We start from the raw sequence: 14,900 nt of genomic DNA on the forward strand, positions 1-14,900 counted from the left end.
ATGCGAGGCTCATCGAGCGGTTCGGCCGTTAACCGGTCATCGCAAGCAGGGCGGTCAGCCACCAGCCGCCCAGGAGTGCGGGACCGGCCGGAATCAAGTCGCCGCGCGTGCGACGGCGGAGCTTGTGGATGGCGGCGATCGCGGCGGCGATGAGCAGGGCGGACAGAATGCCGAGCCAGGCGTGGGCCCATCCGTGCCAGCCCAGGTAGAAGGCGATGACGGCGATGAGGGCGACGTCGCCGAGCCCGATCCGTCCATTGGCGGCATACCACCAGGCCAGTGCGAGGATCCCGATCGCGCATGCCGCGCCGAGCGCCGACCAGAACTGCGACCAGGTGCCGTGGACGAGGGCATCGGTGCCGAACGCGCAGGCCGCCGCCGCGGCGAGCAGCCCGGAGAGGACCAGCGGGAGACGCATGGCGCGGACGTCGATGAACGCCAGAGCAGGGGCGGTGGCAGCGGCAAGAATCAGGGCAGCCGACGCTGGCCTGGCAGGGGCCAGGAGGGCCGCTGTCGCCCCGGCTGCGGCCCCGAAGACCGCGATCGCCACGGTCGTATAGCGGCGCTGGGGCCCGGTGAGGTCGGGTGCGAAGCGCCCGGCGTGGGCGGGTTCAAGCTGAAATGCGTACTGCCCGAGCACTGCGGCGAGGGTGCCGCTGAGCACGGCGGCGACGATCACGTCGTGTCCGCTTCGGGTGCAAGGGCGCCGGCGCGGGAGCGGTAGTGCTCGGCACGTGCCGCGTCGCCGTTCGCAGCCCAGTAGTCGGCGAGTTTCCGCAGTGCACGAGCAGCCGCGGCGCGGTACTGGCCGCGGAGCTCTTCCGCTTGCGGAGTGTGGAGGTCGGGGGCGAGGTCGCCGGTGTAGAGGCGGGCCGCTTCCTCGAGGTGTGCGGCGGCCTCGGTCGGGTCGGTGGCGAGCGCGGCGGATTGTTCGGCGGCGTCGAAGGCGTCGCGGTCGGTCGTGAAGGCGCCGGGCTCGAGTTCGTACCGGTCGGTGGCCTTGTCCCAGTGGTAGACGGTCGTCTTGGTGCCGGTTGCGTCTTGGAGGTTCGCTCGGAGCGAGGAACCGATGGTGTTGAGGTTGGTGCGGGCCTTGACGGGATCGTCGTAGCCGGGCAGGACCGCGTTCATCAGCTCGGCGCGGCTCAGGGGCCCGTCGGCGAGCGCGAGGGAGGTCAAGAACGCCTTGGCGCGCTTGCCCTTCTTGAACACGACCGGCTGCTCCCCGACGTAGACCTCGGGCGTGCCGAACAGGCACAGGTGCGGAGCCGACGAGGCGGTATCGGCGGTGGCCGGCGGCGTGGACCCCGGTGCGGGCTCGTCGGCGCTGTCGTCAGCGACCTCCATTAGCGGCTCGGGCTCCTGCGTTGCGTCGTCGGCGGAGGGCTCGGTGTTCGGCGCTTCGGCCTCGTCGGGCCCCGGGATATTGGACTGGTTGTCCTCCTTTAGTCCTTTCAGGAGCGCGGCAGTGGTGTCATGGTCGGCGATGTGGAGCATGCCGAGGTCGTCCGGGATTCCGGTGGTCGCTTCGACGGTGCCGTCGCCGGCGACGTGGACGGTGGCCGGCGCCCACTCGCCAAGGATGGTCGCCCCGTGCCCGTCGGCGCCGAGGAAACCGTCCAGTGCCGGCCGAGCGACCTGGTCGGTCTCGGTATCGGCGCACACGACCACGGTCTCACCACCAGGCTCGAGATCGGTAGCGGCTTCGAGGTCGGCGACCAACTGCACCTGCTCGGGCAGCTGGTCGACGTCGAGGTCGAGACGCAGGTTCGCGGCCTCGGTCAGGCGTACCTGGACCCCTGCGGTGGCGGCGGCGATGATGGCGGCGCGTGCGACCCCGTGTTGGCCGGGTCCGAGCAGGCCGATGCCGGCTCCGGTCAGGTGGCGCAGGTCGACTGGGGCGCGGTCGGCGCCGACGGCCAGCGTCACCGATGCCACGTCAAGTTGGTCGTCTGCTGGTGTGGTGAGCTTGCGGTTCTCGGCCTCGATGATGGTTTCCAAGTCCGAGAGCCGACCGGTCATCGGGTCGTCCGGGCTCGCCGATGCGGCGTCGCGGAGGTTGCTGCTGCTGTGCCTGCGGCGCAGGCGTGCGGCGAGGGCGGCGACGGTCGCGGCGGCCAAGCAGGTGCCGCCGGTCAGCCAGATCCCGAAGGGGACGGCGTCGAACGGGTTCGAGGACGACTGATCGCTGTTGGCTTCCGAGGCCGCGTCGCTGTTTCCGCTGGGCTCGGGACCGGCTGGTTGATCGGTCGTCTCCGGTACGGGAGCGGTGGGCTCTGCCGGTGTCGGCGCTGGCGTGTCAGGGACGGGGCCGTCGTCGCCTTCGGGCGGATCCTCCTCGGGCTCAGACCCGGGAACTTCTTCAGCCGGTGTTTCAGGGCTGTGGGCCTGGTCGGTCGGGATAAGGATGTCCCAGCCGTTGAGGATGACAGCGGGGTCGATGAGCGTGCGGCCGTCGGTTTGGACGCGGCCGTAGTTGATGTCGGCGATCTCGTCGTAGCGGGAGCCGTCGCCGAGATACCGCTCCGCGTAGCCCCAGAGGCTCTCGCCGTCTTCGACGGTCTCGTGGATGAAGCCGTCCTCGTCCGACTCCTCCCCGGTATCGGTGTGGTCGGGGATGACCAGGCGCCAGCCTGGGTGGATCTCACCGGGATCGGTGTAGGTTCGCCCGTCGGGCTGGATCGTGTCCTTGTTGGCGCTCCAGATCGCCTGCCACTGCGCACCGTCGCCGTAATAGTGCTCGGCGAGCGTCCACGGGTTCTCTCCCCGCTGCACGGTGTGGACGGTCCCTTCAGCATCGGCTGCCGCCTCTGCCGGTGCCTCGACTTCGGTGTCGCTTGCGGTGGTCGACGCCGTGGTGGCAGCGTTCGGGCTTGCCCACACCAGCGGCCGGGGAGCGCTGGTCCGGTCGGTATCGGCTGCGGCCTCGCCGGTGTCGAGGCTGGTAGCCGCGGGGACGGCGGGAGTCGCGGCGCTTGCACCTGCGGTCGGGATTGCGGCCGCGACGGCTCCGATGAGGGCGCCGGCGAGCCACCGTGCCGGACTGGCCGTGTCGCGCAAGGTCTGGGGGCTGAGGCCCCAGCGCAGGGCGTGGACGATCTGGCCGATGAGCACGGCCGCCATCCAAGCCCACACCGCCCAGCCGGCCAGGCCCAGGAGCTTCCACGCGAGGTCGGCTTCATGGAGTTGCCAGTAGGTGATCTCGTCGCCGGTGGGCAGCGCGGGCGGCCAGCCGAACGCGGTGGTCAGCACGACCGGGACGCCGACCAGCAGCACGGCGAGGCCGATCCCGGCGGCGGTGCCCCACAGCGCCCTGGCGGCCATCGAAGCCTTCGCGGACGGGGTGTCGTGGTGCGCGGCAAGACGAGTCATGGCCCGTTCCCTTCGGTTGACGGTGCGGCTGGTGGTGCGGCGAGATCGGTGCCCTGGTCGGGGCCGGCGGTCGCCGTGGCGGTGACGGGGATGGCGCCGATGCCGACGGCGGTGAGGATCTGGGTGGGGTGGGAGGCTTCGACGGTGACGGTGACCTCGGCGACGGTGGCCGAGGCGGTCCCGGTGTGGCCCGTGGCGCCCAGCCAGGCGCTGGCGGCGGCCTGGGCGGCGGCGGGGTCGAGCCGGATGACGTTGTTGGTGCGCAGGAAGTCCAGGTCGATCTCGCTCGCGCCGGCGCGGGCGGCCTCGGCAGCGGCGGTTTGGGCGCGGGCATCGGCGGCCGCTGCGCCGCCGGCGTCGACGACCAAGCCGAGGACGGCGATGAGCGCAGCGAACATGACCAGGACGAGCGCGGTCGCATATCCCGCATCGCGCTCGGTCTGATGGCCTTGGATGCCAGGGAACGGCAGGGGCTCGGGGCGCATCAGGGCTCACCCCGCCAGGCGTCGACGGGGGAGGAGGCGGTCGAGGTGACCTCGTAGGAGGACCAGATCGGGGAGTCGACGCTGATGGTGCACGAGAGCGTCGCGGTCACCGTCCCGCCGGGTTCCAGATCCCCGGCTAGCCCGACGGTCGCGCTGCCGCACTGGTCGCCCATGCTCGCGGTGGCCGCCGCTTCGGCGGCGGCCTGGGCCGAGGCCATGGTGTGTTCGAGGCTGGCGGCCCGGGCGGCGGCGTGCGCGGCGCCGTCAGTGTCGATCCGGCCCTGGACGATCTGGCCGGCGGCGGCGATGAGCAGCGTCAAGGCGATCAGGATCGGTGCCATGAGCACCAGCTCGACCGCGGCCGACCCCTCGTCGAGCCGCCGCCGAGGCGCGAGGCCGGCGGGCGCTGTGAGGAACTGATCCCGTTCACGCATGATCAGCCTCCGCTTCCCGACGGGATGAAACGCTCGACCGGGCCGGTCGCCGATGCCTCGACGTCCCAGTCCAGGCCGGGGATCGGGACGATCGAGGGCGCTTGCCCGGTGATGGTGACCGTGACGGTCTCGGCACCTCGGTTGACCTCGACGGCGACCCCTTCGAGCGCTCCGCCGGCGTTGACGCCGAGGGTTTCAGCACCCGCAGCGGTCCCAGTCCCGGCCGATCCCTCCTCGGCGCGCGCAGCGGCGAGTGCGGTCTGCGCGGTCGCGGCAGCGACGTGGTGGGCGTGCGCCCAGATGCCGACCTGGATGACCAGGAGCAGCATCAACATGAGCACGGGCGCGGCGATCACCGATTCGACGACGCCGGCACCGCGATCGCGGCCTCGTACCGGCGAGCCCAGCAGCGGGAGTGGTGTGATGTCCATGGCCGATCCCCTAGAAGGAGATCCCGCCGGCTTTGGCGACGACGGCCGCGGCGATCAGCCCGGCGGCCGTGATCGCGGCACCGACGATGATGGCCATCCACGAGACTTCGTCGGATATCCCGCCCCTGCCGCCGTCTTCGCGGACGGCTTGCCGCAGGTGCCAGGTCTGGCAGCGGATCCAGTCGATATAGGTGCTGTACATGATTCCCCCGTAATCGATTCCAGTAGTTGCGGTCGGTGGTTCAGAGTCCTGTCAGGACGGCGGTGATCGAGGGGTAGCCGATCAGCAGCAGGAAGCTGGAGGCGAGCGCGACGATGGGCAGGCTCATCCGCTCGGTGGCGATGTTCGCCTTCGTCTCGAGCTCCGCCAGGCGTGCCAGGCGCAGTGCCCGGGCGCGGTCGGCCACGGATTTGCCGATGCGCGCCCCGGATTCACCGGCGAGGCCGGCGGTCGCGCCGAGCTGCTCGAAGGCGGCCACGCCGATGCGTTCGCCGAGGTCGGCTAGGGCGTCCCACGGGGTCTCGCCGAGGATGGCAGCACGGTCGAGGGCGGCGCGGATGGCCTCGAAGGCCGGGCCGTGGCCTGCGGCGGCGGCCTTGCGCAGCGCCGACTCGATCCCGGCGCCCGCGGACAGGCGCATCGCGGCCAGACCGAGATAGGCGGCCAGGGCCCGCCGGTACTCATCCCGCGCTTCGGTAGCGGCGACGCGCACCTGCGCGGTGGCGAACTGGTAGGCGATGAGCGCGGCGAACACCGACAGGCCGAGCGGCACGATAAGCCCGATCCCGGTCCCGGACAGCGCCAAGAGCCCGGCGAGGAGCAGCGGCGCGCTGGCGGCGGTCGCGACGATCCGGACCAGCCGGCGCTGGTAGGCGGCCGGGGTCTGGCCGATCGCGGCCAGGTCCTGCCGCACCCGGTCCGACGGGAACCCCGCACGGTCGGTCGGCTCCGTTCGGCCAGTCGGGGCAGTGCTGGTGAGGGTCTGCAAGGCCGCTGCCGGTGTGGGCCGGGCGGGACGCAGCACGAAGACACTGGCGGTGATGGCGGTGCCGAAGACGCCGCCGAGGACGATCGGGATGAGCACGTTCACGTCTGGGCTCCTTCCAGATTCGCGCCATTGGCCGGGCGCAGCAGGCTCGGCGGTTCGGGCTCGGCAGCGAGCCGGTACAGCGACCACAGCCCGAGTGCGCCGAGGCCGAACACGAACGCAAGCACGACCTGCCCGGCAAGGCCGTCGTACGGCTCCAGGTAGGAGCCGCCGAAGGCGATCAGCAGCGCGGCCATGGCGACGATGACGACGGTGATCACCCGCGCGGCGGTATGGATGCGGGCGCGCGCGGCGCGGATGCGCATCCGCCGCCCCGCTTCCTCGCGGGCTTCCTCGGCCAGGCGGGTGAGCACCGCAGCGAGGTTCCCGGCGCTGGAAGACGCCTCCAGAAGTGCGATCACGGCGTCGTCGATGGTCGGGTCGTTGGCCGCGGCGGCGAAGTCGAGCAGCGCGGCCCGCAGCGGCGTCCCAGCGCGTAGGGCGCCTGCGAGCGCTTCGATCTCTATCCGCAGGCCCGGGGGGACGCGGCGGGCCGAGGCGACGATGGTCGCCTCCAATCCGGCGGCGGCGATCAGGTTGTCGCGCAAGGACTCGACCCACGCGGCGGCGGCATCGATGCGCTCCATGGCCGTCTCGAACTTCTTGGCGCCGCCGAAGATCCTGGGCGCGAACCAGGCGAGGAGGCCGGCGGCTGCGGCAGCGACCGGCCAGCGGGTGGCCGCGAATACCGCCCCCGCCGCCAAGACCGCTAGCGCCAAGCGCAACACCGGAACCGTTGCGGCCCGGCTCGTCACGGGTGCGGTGACGGTGGCGGGCTTCGGTGGGCGGGCGGCCAGCACCGCGCCGACGACAGCGAGCCCGAACGCCCCACCGAACACGGCCGCAATGGTCCAGTGCATCGTCACCACCCCGCCAGTTCGGGTTGGGTCCAGCCGTGCTCTGCGAGCCGCTCGGCCCGTTCGGCGCTGGGCATGGTCCGAAACAGCGCCCGGCCGTCGTTGGTCGGCTCCCACAGCTCGTTGCTGGCCACTTGGATGCCGTCGGCGCCGCGGACTTCGCGGATCGAGGCGATGTAGCGGCCGCGGGCTTTGGTGTGGCGGATCTGGACGACGAAGTCCAGGCCCTCGGCGATCTTCTCGGCTGAGGCTTCGGGGTCGAGGCCGCCGTCGCGTGCGAAGCTCTTGATTTTCGAGAACACGCCTTGGCTGGAGCTGGTGTGCATCGTGCACAGGCTCCCGTCGGTGCCGGTCGACATCGCCTCGAGCATGACCCGGACCTCGCCGCCGCGGACTTCGCCGACGATGATCCGATCCGGCGACATTCTCAATGCCTCGCGGAACAGGCGGGAGGCGCTGATCTCGCCGGCACCTTCGATGTTGGCCTCCCGCGTCTCGAACGAGACGACCTGGGTGTGCCGGGAGTCGCGGTGCAGGCCCAGCTCGCGAGCGTCCTCGATGGTGATGAGCCGCTCTTCGGGCGGCAGGAGCCCGGCGAGTGCGCCGAGCAGAGTGGTCTTGCCCGACCGGAACGGCCCGGAGATGATCATGTTGAACCGGGCCGCGACCGCCGCACGGAAGAACGCGGCGATATCGGCGTCGAACATGCCAGTGGCTTGGAGGTCGTCGATGCTGGCCTCGACCATGCGGTGGCGCCGGATCGAGACCGTGATGCGGTCGGAGACGCCCATGGTCGCGTGCAGGCGCGACCCGTCGGGCAACTGGGCGTTCACCATCGGGTTGGCCGCGTCGAAGCGCCGCTCGGTATCGGCTCCACCTGCCGAGACGATGCCGCGGACCAGGTCCTCCAGTTCGGCATCTGACCCGGCGATCGGTGCGGAGCGCTCCCGAACGTCGCCGGCGCGGACGATGTGGACGTTGTCGTATCCGATGCACCAGATGTCCTCGATGGATTCATCGGCGAGGAGGGGCGCGAGGGCCCCGAGGCCTGACAGCCGGGCCTCGATGGCGCCACGCAGGCGCCGCTGCCCGGCGGCATCGACCGGAGCCGAGCCGGCGCGCAGCAGCTCTTGGCTGTGCTCGGCGACCGCCCGCTCCGCCGCGGCTGCGATCGCCGCGGGCCGCTCTGCAGCGCCGGGGGCCTCACCCTCGGCCAGGATCCCCCTGGCGACGATGCACAGGCGCTCCACCACAGCGGCCTCGCCGGCCATGTCCGTGCCTCCCACCGGGAGTCGCGCCGTCGAGGTGGTCATGACCGCTCCTCCCCGGGGCGCGTTCCCGCTTCGATGGCTAGGGGCGGCTGGGCGAGCGCGCGGTCGCGGACGGCGGCGGCGAGGTCGTGCCAAGCGCCCAGGGCCCGCCGTCCCCGCCACCCGATCGGGTCCGGACCGATCGGCCGGGCCGGGCCCGCAAGCCCCGCCACGGGCACCGCCAAACCCGCTGCGCGCAGCAGGTCCTGCGCCTGGTTCGGCCGATAGGCGCCTGGCGTCAGTGCCACGGTGAACCGCCCCCGGGACCGACCCGCGAGAGTCTCGAATCGGCCGCGCAGATGCGCCAGGCCCTCCAGGTGCGACCGGGCCACGAGCACCGTGCAATCCGCAGCGGCAACCAGCGGCCACGTCGGCGAGTGCTCGTCCAGGCGGCCAAGGTCGGCCACGATCCACCCATCCGGGTCGTGCATCGCCTTCGACCCGGGGGCGGCCAGGACTGCCAACGCCGGTGCCACCTCGGCTCCGCCCAGAGAGGCGCACACGACCCTCACATCTCGGCCGGCGACCTCGATCTGCTGAGCCCCAGCCGTGAGGACTTCAGGGCCGGGCTGGTCCGTCGCTGCTGCGGCCTGGCCGGTCTCGGCAAGACCCGGGCGGACCTCGAGGTTCCAGCGGGCGGCCAGGTCGCCCCCGGACGGGTCGCACTCGACCAGGACCGGCACCACCTCGGACTGCGGCCAGCAGGCGACCAATCCCAGCGCGGTCGTCGTGACGCCCTGGGCCCCGGCCATACTGGCGACGGCGATGAGTCCCATGATTCAGTTCCCCTCTGTCGGCGCGACAGGGGCGCTGATGACGACCATGAGCGAGGCCGGATCGGCACCGGCGAGCGCCGGCGCATCGGCCGCGGTCAGCGAGAGCGACACCAGAGCGCCGCCACCGCCTTCGGGCACGGCGATGTCGAGTGCGACCGCCCCGGTCTGCCAGGCAGCGCCGGCGGCGTTCACGCCCATCACGGTCACCGGCAGGCCCGCCTCCAGCGCGGTCGGCCAGCGCCCATCGGCCAGCAGCACCGTCGCCATGACCCGGCCGGGCTCCGGCAGCGCCGCATCGCCCAGCATCCGCTCGGTCAGCAGCGCGCCTTCGGTGACCGGCACCGCCACGACCTTGCCTTCGACCGAACTGGCACGGTCGGTGTCCATCGCCTCAAGATCGGCCACATCGGCCGCGGCAACTTCCCGCTCGTCCAGATCGGCGTTGGTGACGACGTGGCCGGCCGCCAGGGCCTGGCGGGCCACGAGGACCGTCGTGCGCTCCTCAGCGTTGGTGAAGGCGACCAGGCTGAACACTGCTGCGGAGCCGAGCGCGGCCAGGATGCAGGCGATTAGCGCGACGGTCCGTCTCGGCGGGCGCCGCCGCTCCGGCTTCGTCTTCGTCGTGGTCTTGGCGTTCACAGTTCCCCCGTGGATTCCGTTCATCGTTCGACGAGCGCTTGCGACTCGAGGACGGGCCAGGCGGTCTGCCCGGTCGTGGACATGTCCGGCTCAGCTCCGGAGGCGACTTCTCCGCCGCCGGCGTCGGTCACGACCCACGTCACCTGCCAGGTGACCGTCGCGGACACCGGCAGCTCCTCAGAACTGGGCCGGGTGTAGGTGTGGGAGCAGTCCGAGGCCGCCTCAGGATCGGTGCCTCGTTCCCATTCGGTCCCGCGACCGTCGCACTCGACCGTGGCGCCGTCGCCCATGTCCCAGGAGACCGCGACCGGCGTCGCGGTGGCGGTCGCAGTCAGGCCGCCGGCAGCGGCCTGGGCGGTGCGCACGGACCAGGTGGTCGCGCTGACCCACAGCCAGGTGGGCAGCTGCACCAGCTGCACCGTCTCGGGGCTGGCCTCGATCCCGGGCTGCAGCAGGACGAGGCGGTCAACCGCTCGCTGGGCGAGCAGTTCGGGCGAGAGCTGCATCTGCCCGTCGGCGCCGAGCTCGACCCATTCGGCCGACTGGATGCTGGAGCCCGTTTCCGTCGTGCAGGTCTCGATGACCAGCACGGACCGATCGTTCGGACGGGGACCTGCGAGCGGATGGGAGTCGGCGTCCTGGAGCATCGAGGACGTGCAGTCGGTCAGGGCATCGGTCTCGGTACCCGAGCCGCCCCCCGCGGGCGGCTCTGCGCCGTCGCCTGTTCCCGGATCGGTGCCGCTACCGCCACCCCCACCGGGGATCTCGACCTCGACCTCGCACCAGTCGTCGGCGTCTGAACACGACGGATCCAGGTCGGCCGAGGCTGGACGAGCAGCGAAGACTACGAAGGCCAGAGCGGTCGCCGCGGAGGTCAGGATCGCTAGTCGTCGGGTACGCATGATCCGACCTCCTGGATTGCCATCACCGTGACAATCCACATGCCTTCGAGCAGTTCGACTCGGGCCTGGACCTCCTGGGGTCCATAGGACTCGCCAGCGACGGTATTGCTGTCCTGGTCGATCGATTCCATGTCGCTGGAGTCCGCGCAGTCGAGCACGACTACCTGCGTGGCGTCGTCGGTCACGACGGAGTCCTTGACCGAAGGGCTGTGGCTGATCGTGCCGGTCATGCGGGTCCCGTTGTCGAAGGCTTCGGACTCGATCGAGATCGCGTACTCCAGTGCCTGATCGGTGCTGATGGCTTCGAATTCGCTGTAGTCGCCATCCGGCGCAGCGACCGAGGCGCTGAGCGTGTCCCAGAAACGGGCGTACGCGGCGATGGCCGCGTCCTCAGGGTCCTCGATCTGCTCGGGAATGAGGGCGGGGGATGCGGAGGTGCTCGGGGAGGCGGCGTCTTCGGAAGTTTCTGCTGGCCCAGCGTCTCCTGCGGTAGTGCAGGCCGAGACTGCAAGGAGCGTGCCGGCGAGTGCGAACACGAAAGAAAGTCCGCTAGCTGCGGTGTGGTGCGTACCATAGTGACTCACGCAATCGATGGTTCCACAACACGGAAAGTAAGCGCAGTCCTGAGAGTCGGATAGCTGACACTTTGATTCGGGGAGGACCCGGAAACCGGGACTTCGCCGCCCGACGCCCGCACTTTGGGCGGTCTATCACCCGCGTACGGAACCGCCGCACCAGGAGGTGTCTGGTCATGGAAACACGCGCCGATCCCAATCGGAGGAAGCACCAGGTGCAGGCTTCCGAGCGCACCCTGGCGATCCTCCGGGCGGTCCTCGACCATCCCGGCAACACCGTCAAGCAGCTCCGCCCGCATATCGCCGGGGACCGGCCCTCCGATCAGAGCCTTCGCGACCATCTCGAGCTGCTCGTCGCCGGCGGCTGGGTCCGCCGCACCTTCCTGAACCAGATCGTCGTGGGTCCGACCCTCGTAGCCGGAGCCAAGGCCATCAGCGACTTCCAATTGCTCCTCGCCCGCCTGCGACAGGCGTCGGTAGACGGCATGACGACCCAGGAACTGGCCGCCGAAACCGACCTGATGCCCCGTGCGGTGAGCGCCGCCATGACCATCGGCATCGAATTTGACTGCATCACTCCTGTGGGGGATGACCGGTACCGCCTCAATGCCGATGGGCTGCTCCTGCCACCGTGCACCGTCAGCGACGAAGACCTTGTAACGGTGTTGAAAGACTTCTCCAGCGTCTCCGGACATGACGCGGCCCTGGTCCGCCTATCCCAAGCCGACGGCCTGATCCTTTCGCACCTGCAACCTGCGCCTGACGGCACCTCGCTGCTAGCCGATATCGGAGCCGACGCTGCTCACGCCACCGCCAGCGGTCAAGCTGCACTCAGTTGGGTTGACGACGCGCAACGCCACAGGTACCTCCAGACCCACGGCATGAGGGCCTTCACCAAGCGGACGCCGACAACCATAGAGGCCCTTGCCCCGCAACTGATCCGAGAGCCAGGCCGGATCTACACGGCCGAGGGACAATACTGTGCAGAGGGAGCCTGTCTGGCAATCCTCGTCCGCAACGGCCCCCGCACTGACGACCGGATCGTCCTCACCACCTCAGTGCGCCTCGACCAACTTGAACGGGCCCGCGATCGACTCAGGAGCGACCTACGGGACGCGGCTGTCGCGCTAAGCAACCTCATCGACGGGCCACTCCCACCAGTTTCAACCTGAGATAGAGACCAGGCGTGCACTCCGAGTCGGGAGACGCCTAGAAGCTGCGGGACGGGAGCGGCAGTAGCCAGCGGTCAGCTCATTCCTGAGTTGGTGCCTCGGGCGCAACATCTTCCCTCAAGAGGTCATCGAGTTCGAGCAGCACCGGAACCAGCTCGTTCGGGGACTCGACCCTTTCGGGATCGACGGACACGACGGCCCCGTCCGGGTATCCCTCTGGTGCCGGAGTCGCGGTGATGCCTGCGGGCCATTGCTCGATGCGGCGGCTGTCGGGCACCAGCATGATCGGGCCAAGTCGGCCCGCGGCCTCGCGCCGGGCCTTTCTGAGTGCCCTCTGGACCGAGCGCACGGTGATCCGGGCTTCGTCGGCCTCAACTCCTGCGGCAGCAGTAACGAGAAAGTTCACCAGCGGTTCTGCCGGGCTGCCCGAGGGGAATGGCAGCGGTGGTTCGAAGGTGTAGCTGGTGTGGAAGCCGAATTCACCGTCGCCGCCGATGTGCCAGTGGCAGTCGGCCAAGCCTTCGCCGGTTTCGGGGTGGTATGCCTGCACCGATCCGGACATGCCCAGTTCCGGCCACGGCTGCGGCGGGACGTTCTCGTCGTGCGCGACGCCCTGCTCGATGAGCGCCGCGACAGCGGGGACCTCTTGCCAGCGCGCGGCATCGGCGAACCTGTTTCGCCACTCTGGACTGAAGCCGTACTGGGTCTGGATGAACCGGGAGACGATGTCGAGCTGGCTGATCAGCCGGGCCGCTTCACCCTCCAGACCGGTGTCGGCCCGTCGGGTGGAGCTCGTTACCAGCGCCCAGTTCATGACTGTCCCTCCGTGTTCGGCATCGGCTTGTAGACCGCTTCGATCTTGCCGCGAAGCACGACGTCGCGGTCGAAGTAATCATTCATCAGGTCCGCGAAGTCCTCGTCAGCGCACCACCACTCGACGGGACGTCCACCAGCGGCTTGCACCTGCCGTTCGGCCTGTTTCAGCGTGCTTTCGAGGCCACCGCGCTCGCGGAAGAACCATTTGAAGGTGCTGCCGTCCGGTTCGACAAATTGGCCGTAGTTGCCCTTTGCGTCGAGCAGGTACTCGACCTTGCCGCTGCCGGTGTCCTCGACCCGTTGGGCATCGAACCACACGGGTTTCCCGGTCTTGGGGCTGACGACCCGGTACTCGAGGTCGCCTTCAGGGCCACCGTTGGCGGATTTGACGAATTCCTCGTATCGGGCGTTGAACTCGTTGCCGAACGTGCGTGGCGGTGGGGCCTCCCAGGTGCCGGCGGGGGTGAAGGCGGGCGCAGCGGGCGGTGCGCCGGAGGTGGTGGCCGGGCCGGTGACGGTGCGGGGACTGGTACCGCCGCCCTGTAAACCGCCCTGCTTGAGCCCCTCGACTTCCTGCCGGAGTTCCTCCAGCTTCGTCTTGAGTGCGGCCGCGGCCGCGGCGGCTTCGCTCTCGAGGCGCTCGGCGATGCTGTGGGTCTGCGCGGTCTTGGTCTCCAGGCCCAGGCCGGCGAGCTGTCCGGCGAGCCCTTCGCCGGTGTCTTTCGCGGCGTGGATCGTGGTGAGGGCGGTTTCGACACTGTCCGCGGCGGCGCCGACGGCGGCGCTGAACTCGTCAATCGACATGGGGGTGGCCTCTCAGACGTGGAACCGATGTAGCGTATTCGATCCATGTCTGAGAAGTGCTCTCGGTCTTTATTGGGGCCGTTGACGGTTCGACGCGGGGACCCGCAGAATGTGCCTACCCGATACTCTGGAGCTCGGCGAGCTCGAAGGAGTTCCCCAGCGTTAGAAAACTCGGGCGACGAACCCTGGTCAGCGAGGAAGGTTTCCGCACAGGGGCGCTGGCGGATCCGGTAGCAAGACCGTTGCACGTTTCCACGAGGCTAGCCGCGACGAGTGCGCCTGCTCGACCGGTCTCTTCGGTCGTACCGGGCCTTGCCGCTGCACACACCGCAGTCCCTCCACGCCCGCTTGTGCCGCAGGCACAGCAGTGCCAGAAGGAAGGGCTCGTAGTCGCGGCCGGTGCCTCCACAGGTCTTGCATCCGAGGTAGGGCCAGGTGCGGCGCGAATACCCGACGGTCATGCCCCACACGACGACTGCGAGTGCGAGCGTCGAAACCACGATGGCGCCCGTGACTCCCAACAGGGTCGTCACGACTACGAAGGCGGTCACAGCAACGCAGAGCGGGATGGAGACCAGCAGGACCTTCCGGTGCTTACTCGGATGGAAGGTTCTACTTCGGCTGTTCCGCCGGGGTACCGCTCGTGCCCTCGGTGAAGGCTTCGAAACAGTAGCGAGGGGAGCTACAACGCGTTTCGGCTCGCCGATGCTCCTTCCATCCACTGGCTTTGGTTCTCGGGGGATCTCCGGGGCCGACTCGTCGGACTCTTGCGGCAGGTCGGATCCGTTCATGGACAAAGCGGGCGATGGACCAGTGGATTCCGTTGGCTGCGCCTCAGCGTCTTGCACGTCAGGGTGCGATAGTCGGATTTCGGTTCGGCGGGGCTGCGTCCGCAGTCGTAGGCTCAAGATGCGAGTCCTCTCTCGGCGAAGGGTTTCCGGCAGTGGTGGACCACTCACCGGATAGGGATGTGACGGGTGGTCAGCGGTGAACTGCGTCGGCTTCGCCGCTGACAAGGCGCTCGAGCGCGGCCGCGGCGATGAATCGAGCGATCTCGGGGTTCTGGCGGTATAGCTCGTCGAGTACTCCGGCGATGACCGCGAAGCGCGGAACCGGTTCGGACGGGAGTATTTGATCGGACACGAGCTTTTCTAGCGTTGCGTCCAGCCGCTGCTGCAGTCGGTGGAAGTCCTCTATGACGGGCGCATCGGGTTCAGGAAGATCCAAAGGTCCTCGTTT

The 14,900-nt window shown here is 69.6% G+C and carries 18 protein-coding genes; 1 reads left to right on the forward strand and 17 read right to left on the reverse strand.

Annotated features, from left to right (window positions below):
• Nucleotides 1-28: 28 nt before the first annotated feature.
• Genes ACZ60M_RS09940 through ACZ60M_RS10000 form a run of 13 tightly spaced genes read right to left on the reverse strand, consistent with a single transcriptional unit; the run spans nt 29 to nt 10,830 of the window.
• Nucleotides 29-679, reverse strand: coding sequence for a prepilin peptidase (locus ACZ60M_RS09940; RefSeq protein WP_465416584.1), 651 nt, complete (start codon nt 677-679; stop codon nt 29-31).
• The gene (locus ACZ60M_RS09945; RefSeq protein ID WP_465416586.1) at nt 676-3,372 is read right to left on the reverse strand and encodes a LysM peptidoglycan-binding domain-containing protein; all 2,697 of its coding nucleotides are present in this window, start codon (nt 3,370-3,372) and stop codon (nt 676-678) included. Before ACZ60M_RS09945 ends, ACZ60M_RS09940 begins: the two co-directional genes overlap by 4 nt.
• Nucleotides 3,369-3,857 (reverse strand): pilus assembly protein TadG-related protein, encoded by a 489-nt coding sequence (locus ACZ60M_RS09950; RefSeq protein WP_465416588.1) that lies wholly within the window; start codon nt 3,855-3,857, stop codon nt 3,369-3,371. Before ACZ60M_RS09950 ends, ACZ60M_RS09945 begins: the two co-directional genes overlap by 4 nt.
• Nucleotides 3,857-4,291 carry a TadE family protein gene (locus tag ACZ60M_RS09955; protein WP_465416590.1) on the reverse strand — a complete coding sequence of 145 codons (435 nt, stop codon included), beginning with the start codon at nt 4,289-4,291 and terminating at the stop codon, nt 3,857-3,859. The genes ACZ60M_RS09950 and ACZ60M_RS09955 overlap by 1 nt, the downstream gene beginning before the upstream one ends.
• Nucleotides 4,292-4,293: 2 nt before the next feature.
• On the reverse strand, nt 4,294-4,722 hold the full coding sequence (locus tag ACZ60M_RS09960; RefSeq protein ID WP_465416592.1) for a TadE/TadG family type IV pilus assembly protein: 429 nt from the start codon (nt 4,720-4,722) through the stop codon (nt 4,294-4,296).
• Nucleotides 4,723-4,732: 10 nt separating this feature from the next.
• On the reverse strand, nt 4,733-4,924 hold the full coding sequence (locus tag ACZ60M_RS09965) for a hypothetical protein (RefSeq protein WP_465416594.1): 192 nt from the start codon (nt 4,922-4,924) through the stop codon (nt 4,733-4,735).
• Between the two features lie 40 nt (nt 4,925-4,964).
• Nucleotides 4,965-5,813, reverse strand: a complete 849-nt coding sequence (locus tag ACZ60M_RS09970) for a type II secretion system F family protein (protein ID WP_465416596.1) — start codon at nt 5,811-5,813, stop codon at nt 4,965-4,967.
• Nucleotides 5,810-6,670 carry a type II secretion system F family protein gene (locus tag ACZ60M_RS09975; protein ID WP_465416598.1) on the reverse strand — a complete coding sequence of 287 codons (861 nt, stop codon included), beginning with the start codon at nt 6,668-6,670 and terminating at the stop codon, nt 5,810-5,812. The genes ACZ60M_RS09970 and ACZ60M_RS09975 overlap by 4 nt, the downstream gene beginning before the upstream one ends.
• 2 nt (nt 6,671-6,672) lie before the next feature.
• Complete coding sequence (locus ACZ60M_RS09980) at nt 6,673-7,980, reverse strand: CpaF family protein (protein WP_465416600.1); 1,308 nt, start codon at nt 7,978-7,980, stop codon at nt 6,673-6,675.
• Nucleotides 7,977-8,753: a hypothetical protein gene (locus tag ACZ60M_RS09985; protein WP_465416602.1), complete on the reverse strand. Its 777-nt coding sequence runs from the start codon at nt 8,751-8,753 to the stop codon at nt 7,977-7,979. The genes ACZ60M_RS09980 and ACZ60M_RS09985 overlap by 4 nt, the downstream gene beginning before the upstream one ends.
• 3 nt (nt 8,754-8,756) lie before the next feature.
• On the reverse strand, nt 8,757-9,392 hold the full coding sequence (locus ACZ60M_RS09990; protein ID WP_465416603.1) for an SAF domain-containing protein: 636 nt from the start codon (nt 9,390-9,392) through the stop codon (nt 8,757-8,759).
• 20 nt (nt 9,393-9,412) lie between these two features.
• Entirely contained in the window at nt 9,413-10,294 is an 882-nt protein-coding gene (locus ACZ60M_RS09995; RefSeq protein WP_465416605.1) for a hypothetical protein, read from the reverse strand.
• Entirely contained in the window at nt 10,276-10,830 is a 555-nt protein-coding gene (locus ACZ60M_RS10000) for a hypothetical protein (RefSeq protein WP_465416607.1), read from the reverse strand. The genes ACZ60M_RS09995 and ACZ60M_RS10000 overlap by 19 nt, the downstream gene beginning before the upstream one ends.
• A 215-nt stretch (nt 10,831-11,045) precedes the next feature.
• On the opposite strand from ACZ60M_RS10000, the gene ACZ60M_RS10005 reads away from it, so the two are divergent.
• Nucleotides 11,046-12,041, forward strand: a complete 996-nt coding sequence (locus ACZ60M_RS10005; RefSeq protein WP_465416609.1) for an IclR family transcriptional regulator domain-containing protein — start codon at nt 11,046-11,048, stop codon at nt 12,039-12,041.
• A 79-nt stretch (nt 12,042-12,120) separates the two neighbouring features.
• Here ACZ60M_RS10005 and ACZ60M_RS10010 read toward each other — a convergent pair whose 3' ends face one another.
• From ACZ60M_RS10010 to ACZ60M_RS10025, 4 genes are all read right to left on the reverse strand, one after another.
• The gene (locus ACZ60M_RS10010) at nt 12,121-12,855 is read right to left on the reverse strand and encodes a hypothetical protein (protein ID WP_465416611.1); all 735 of its coding nucleotides are present in this window, start codon (nt 12,853-12,855) and stop codon (nt 12,121-12,123) included.
• The gene (locus ACZ60M_RS10015; RefSeq protein WP_465416613.1) at nt 12,852-13,661 is read right to left on the reverse strand and encodes a Tox-REase-5 domain-containing protein; all 810 of its coding nucleotides are present in this window, start codon (nt 13,659-13,661) and stop codon (nt 12,852-12,854) included. Before ACZ60M_RS10015 ends, ACZ60M_RS10010 begins: the two co-directional genes overlap by 4 nt.
• Nucleotides 13,662-13,921: 260 nt before the next feature.
• A complete protein-coding gene (locus tag ACZ60M_RS10020; protein ID WP_465416615.1) occupies nt 13,922-14,212 on the reverse strand; it encodes a hypothetical protein in 291 nt (96 codons plus the stop codon).
• A 430-nt stretch (nt 14,213-14,642) separates the two neighbouring features.
• A complete protein-coding gene (locus ACZ60M_RS10025) occupies nt 14,643-14,888 on the reverse strand; it encodes a hypothetical protein (RefSeq protein ID WP_465416617.1) in 246 nt (81 codons plus the stop codon).
• Nucleotides 14,889-14,900 lie beyond the last annotated feature (12 nt).

This window comes from Glycomyces sp. NPDC050141 (genome assembly GCF_055586545.1).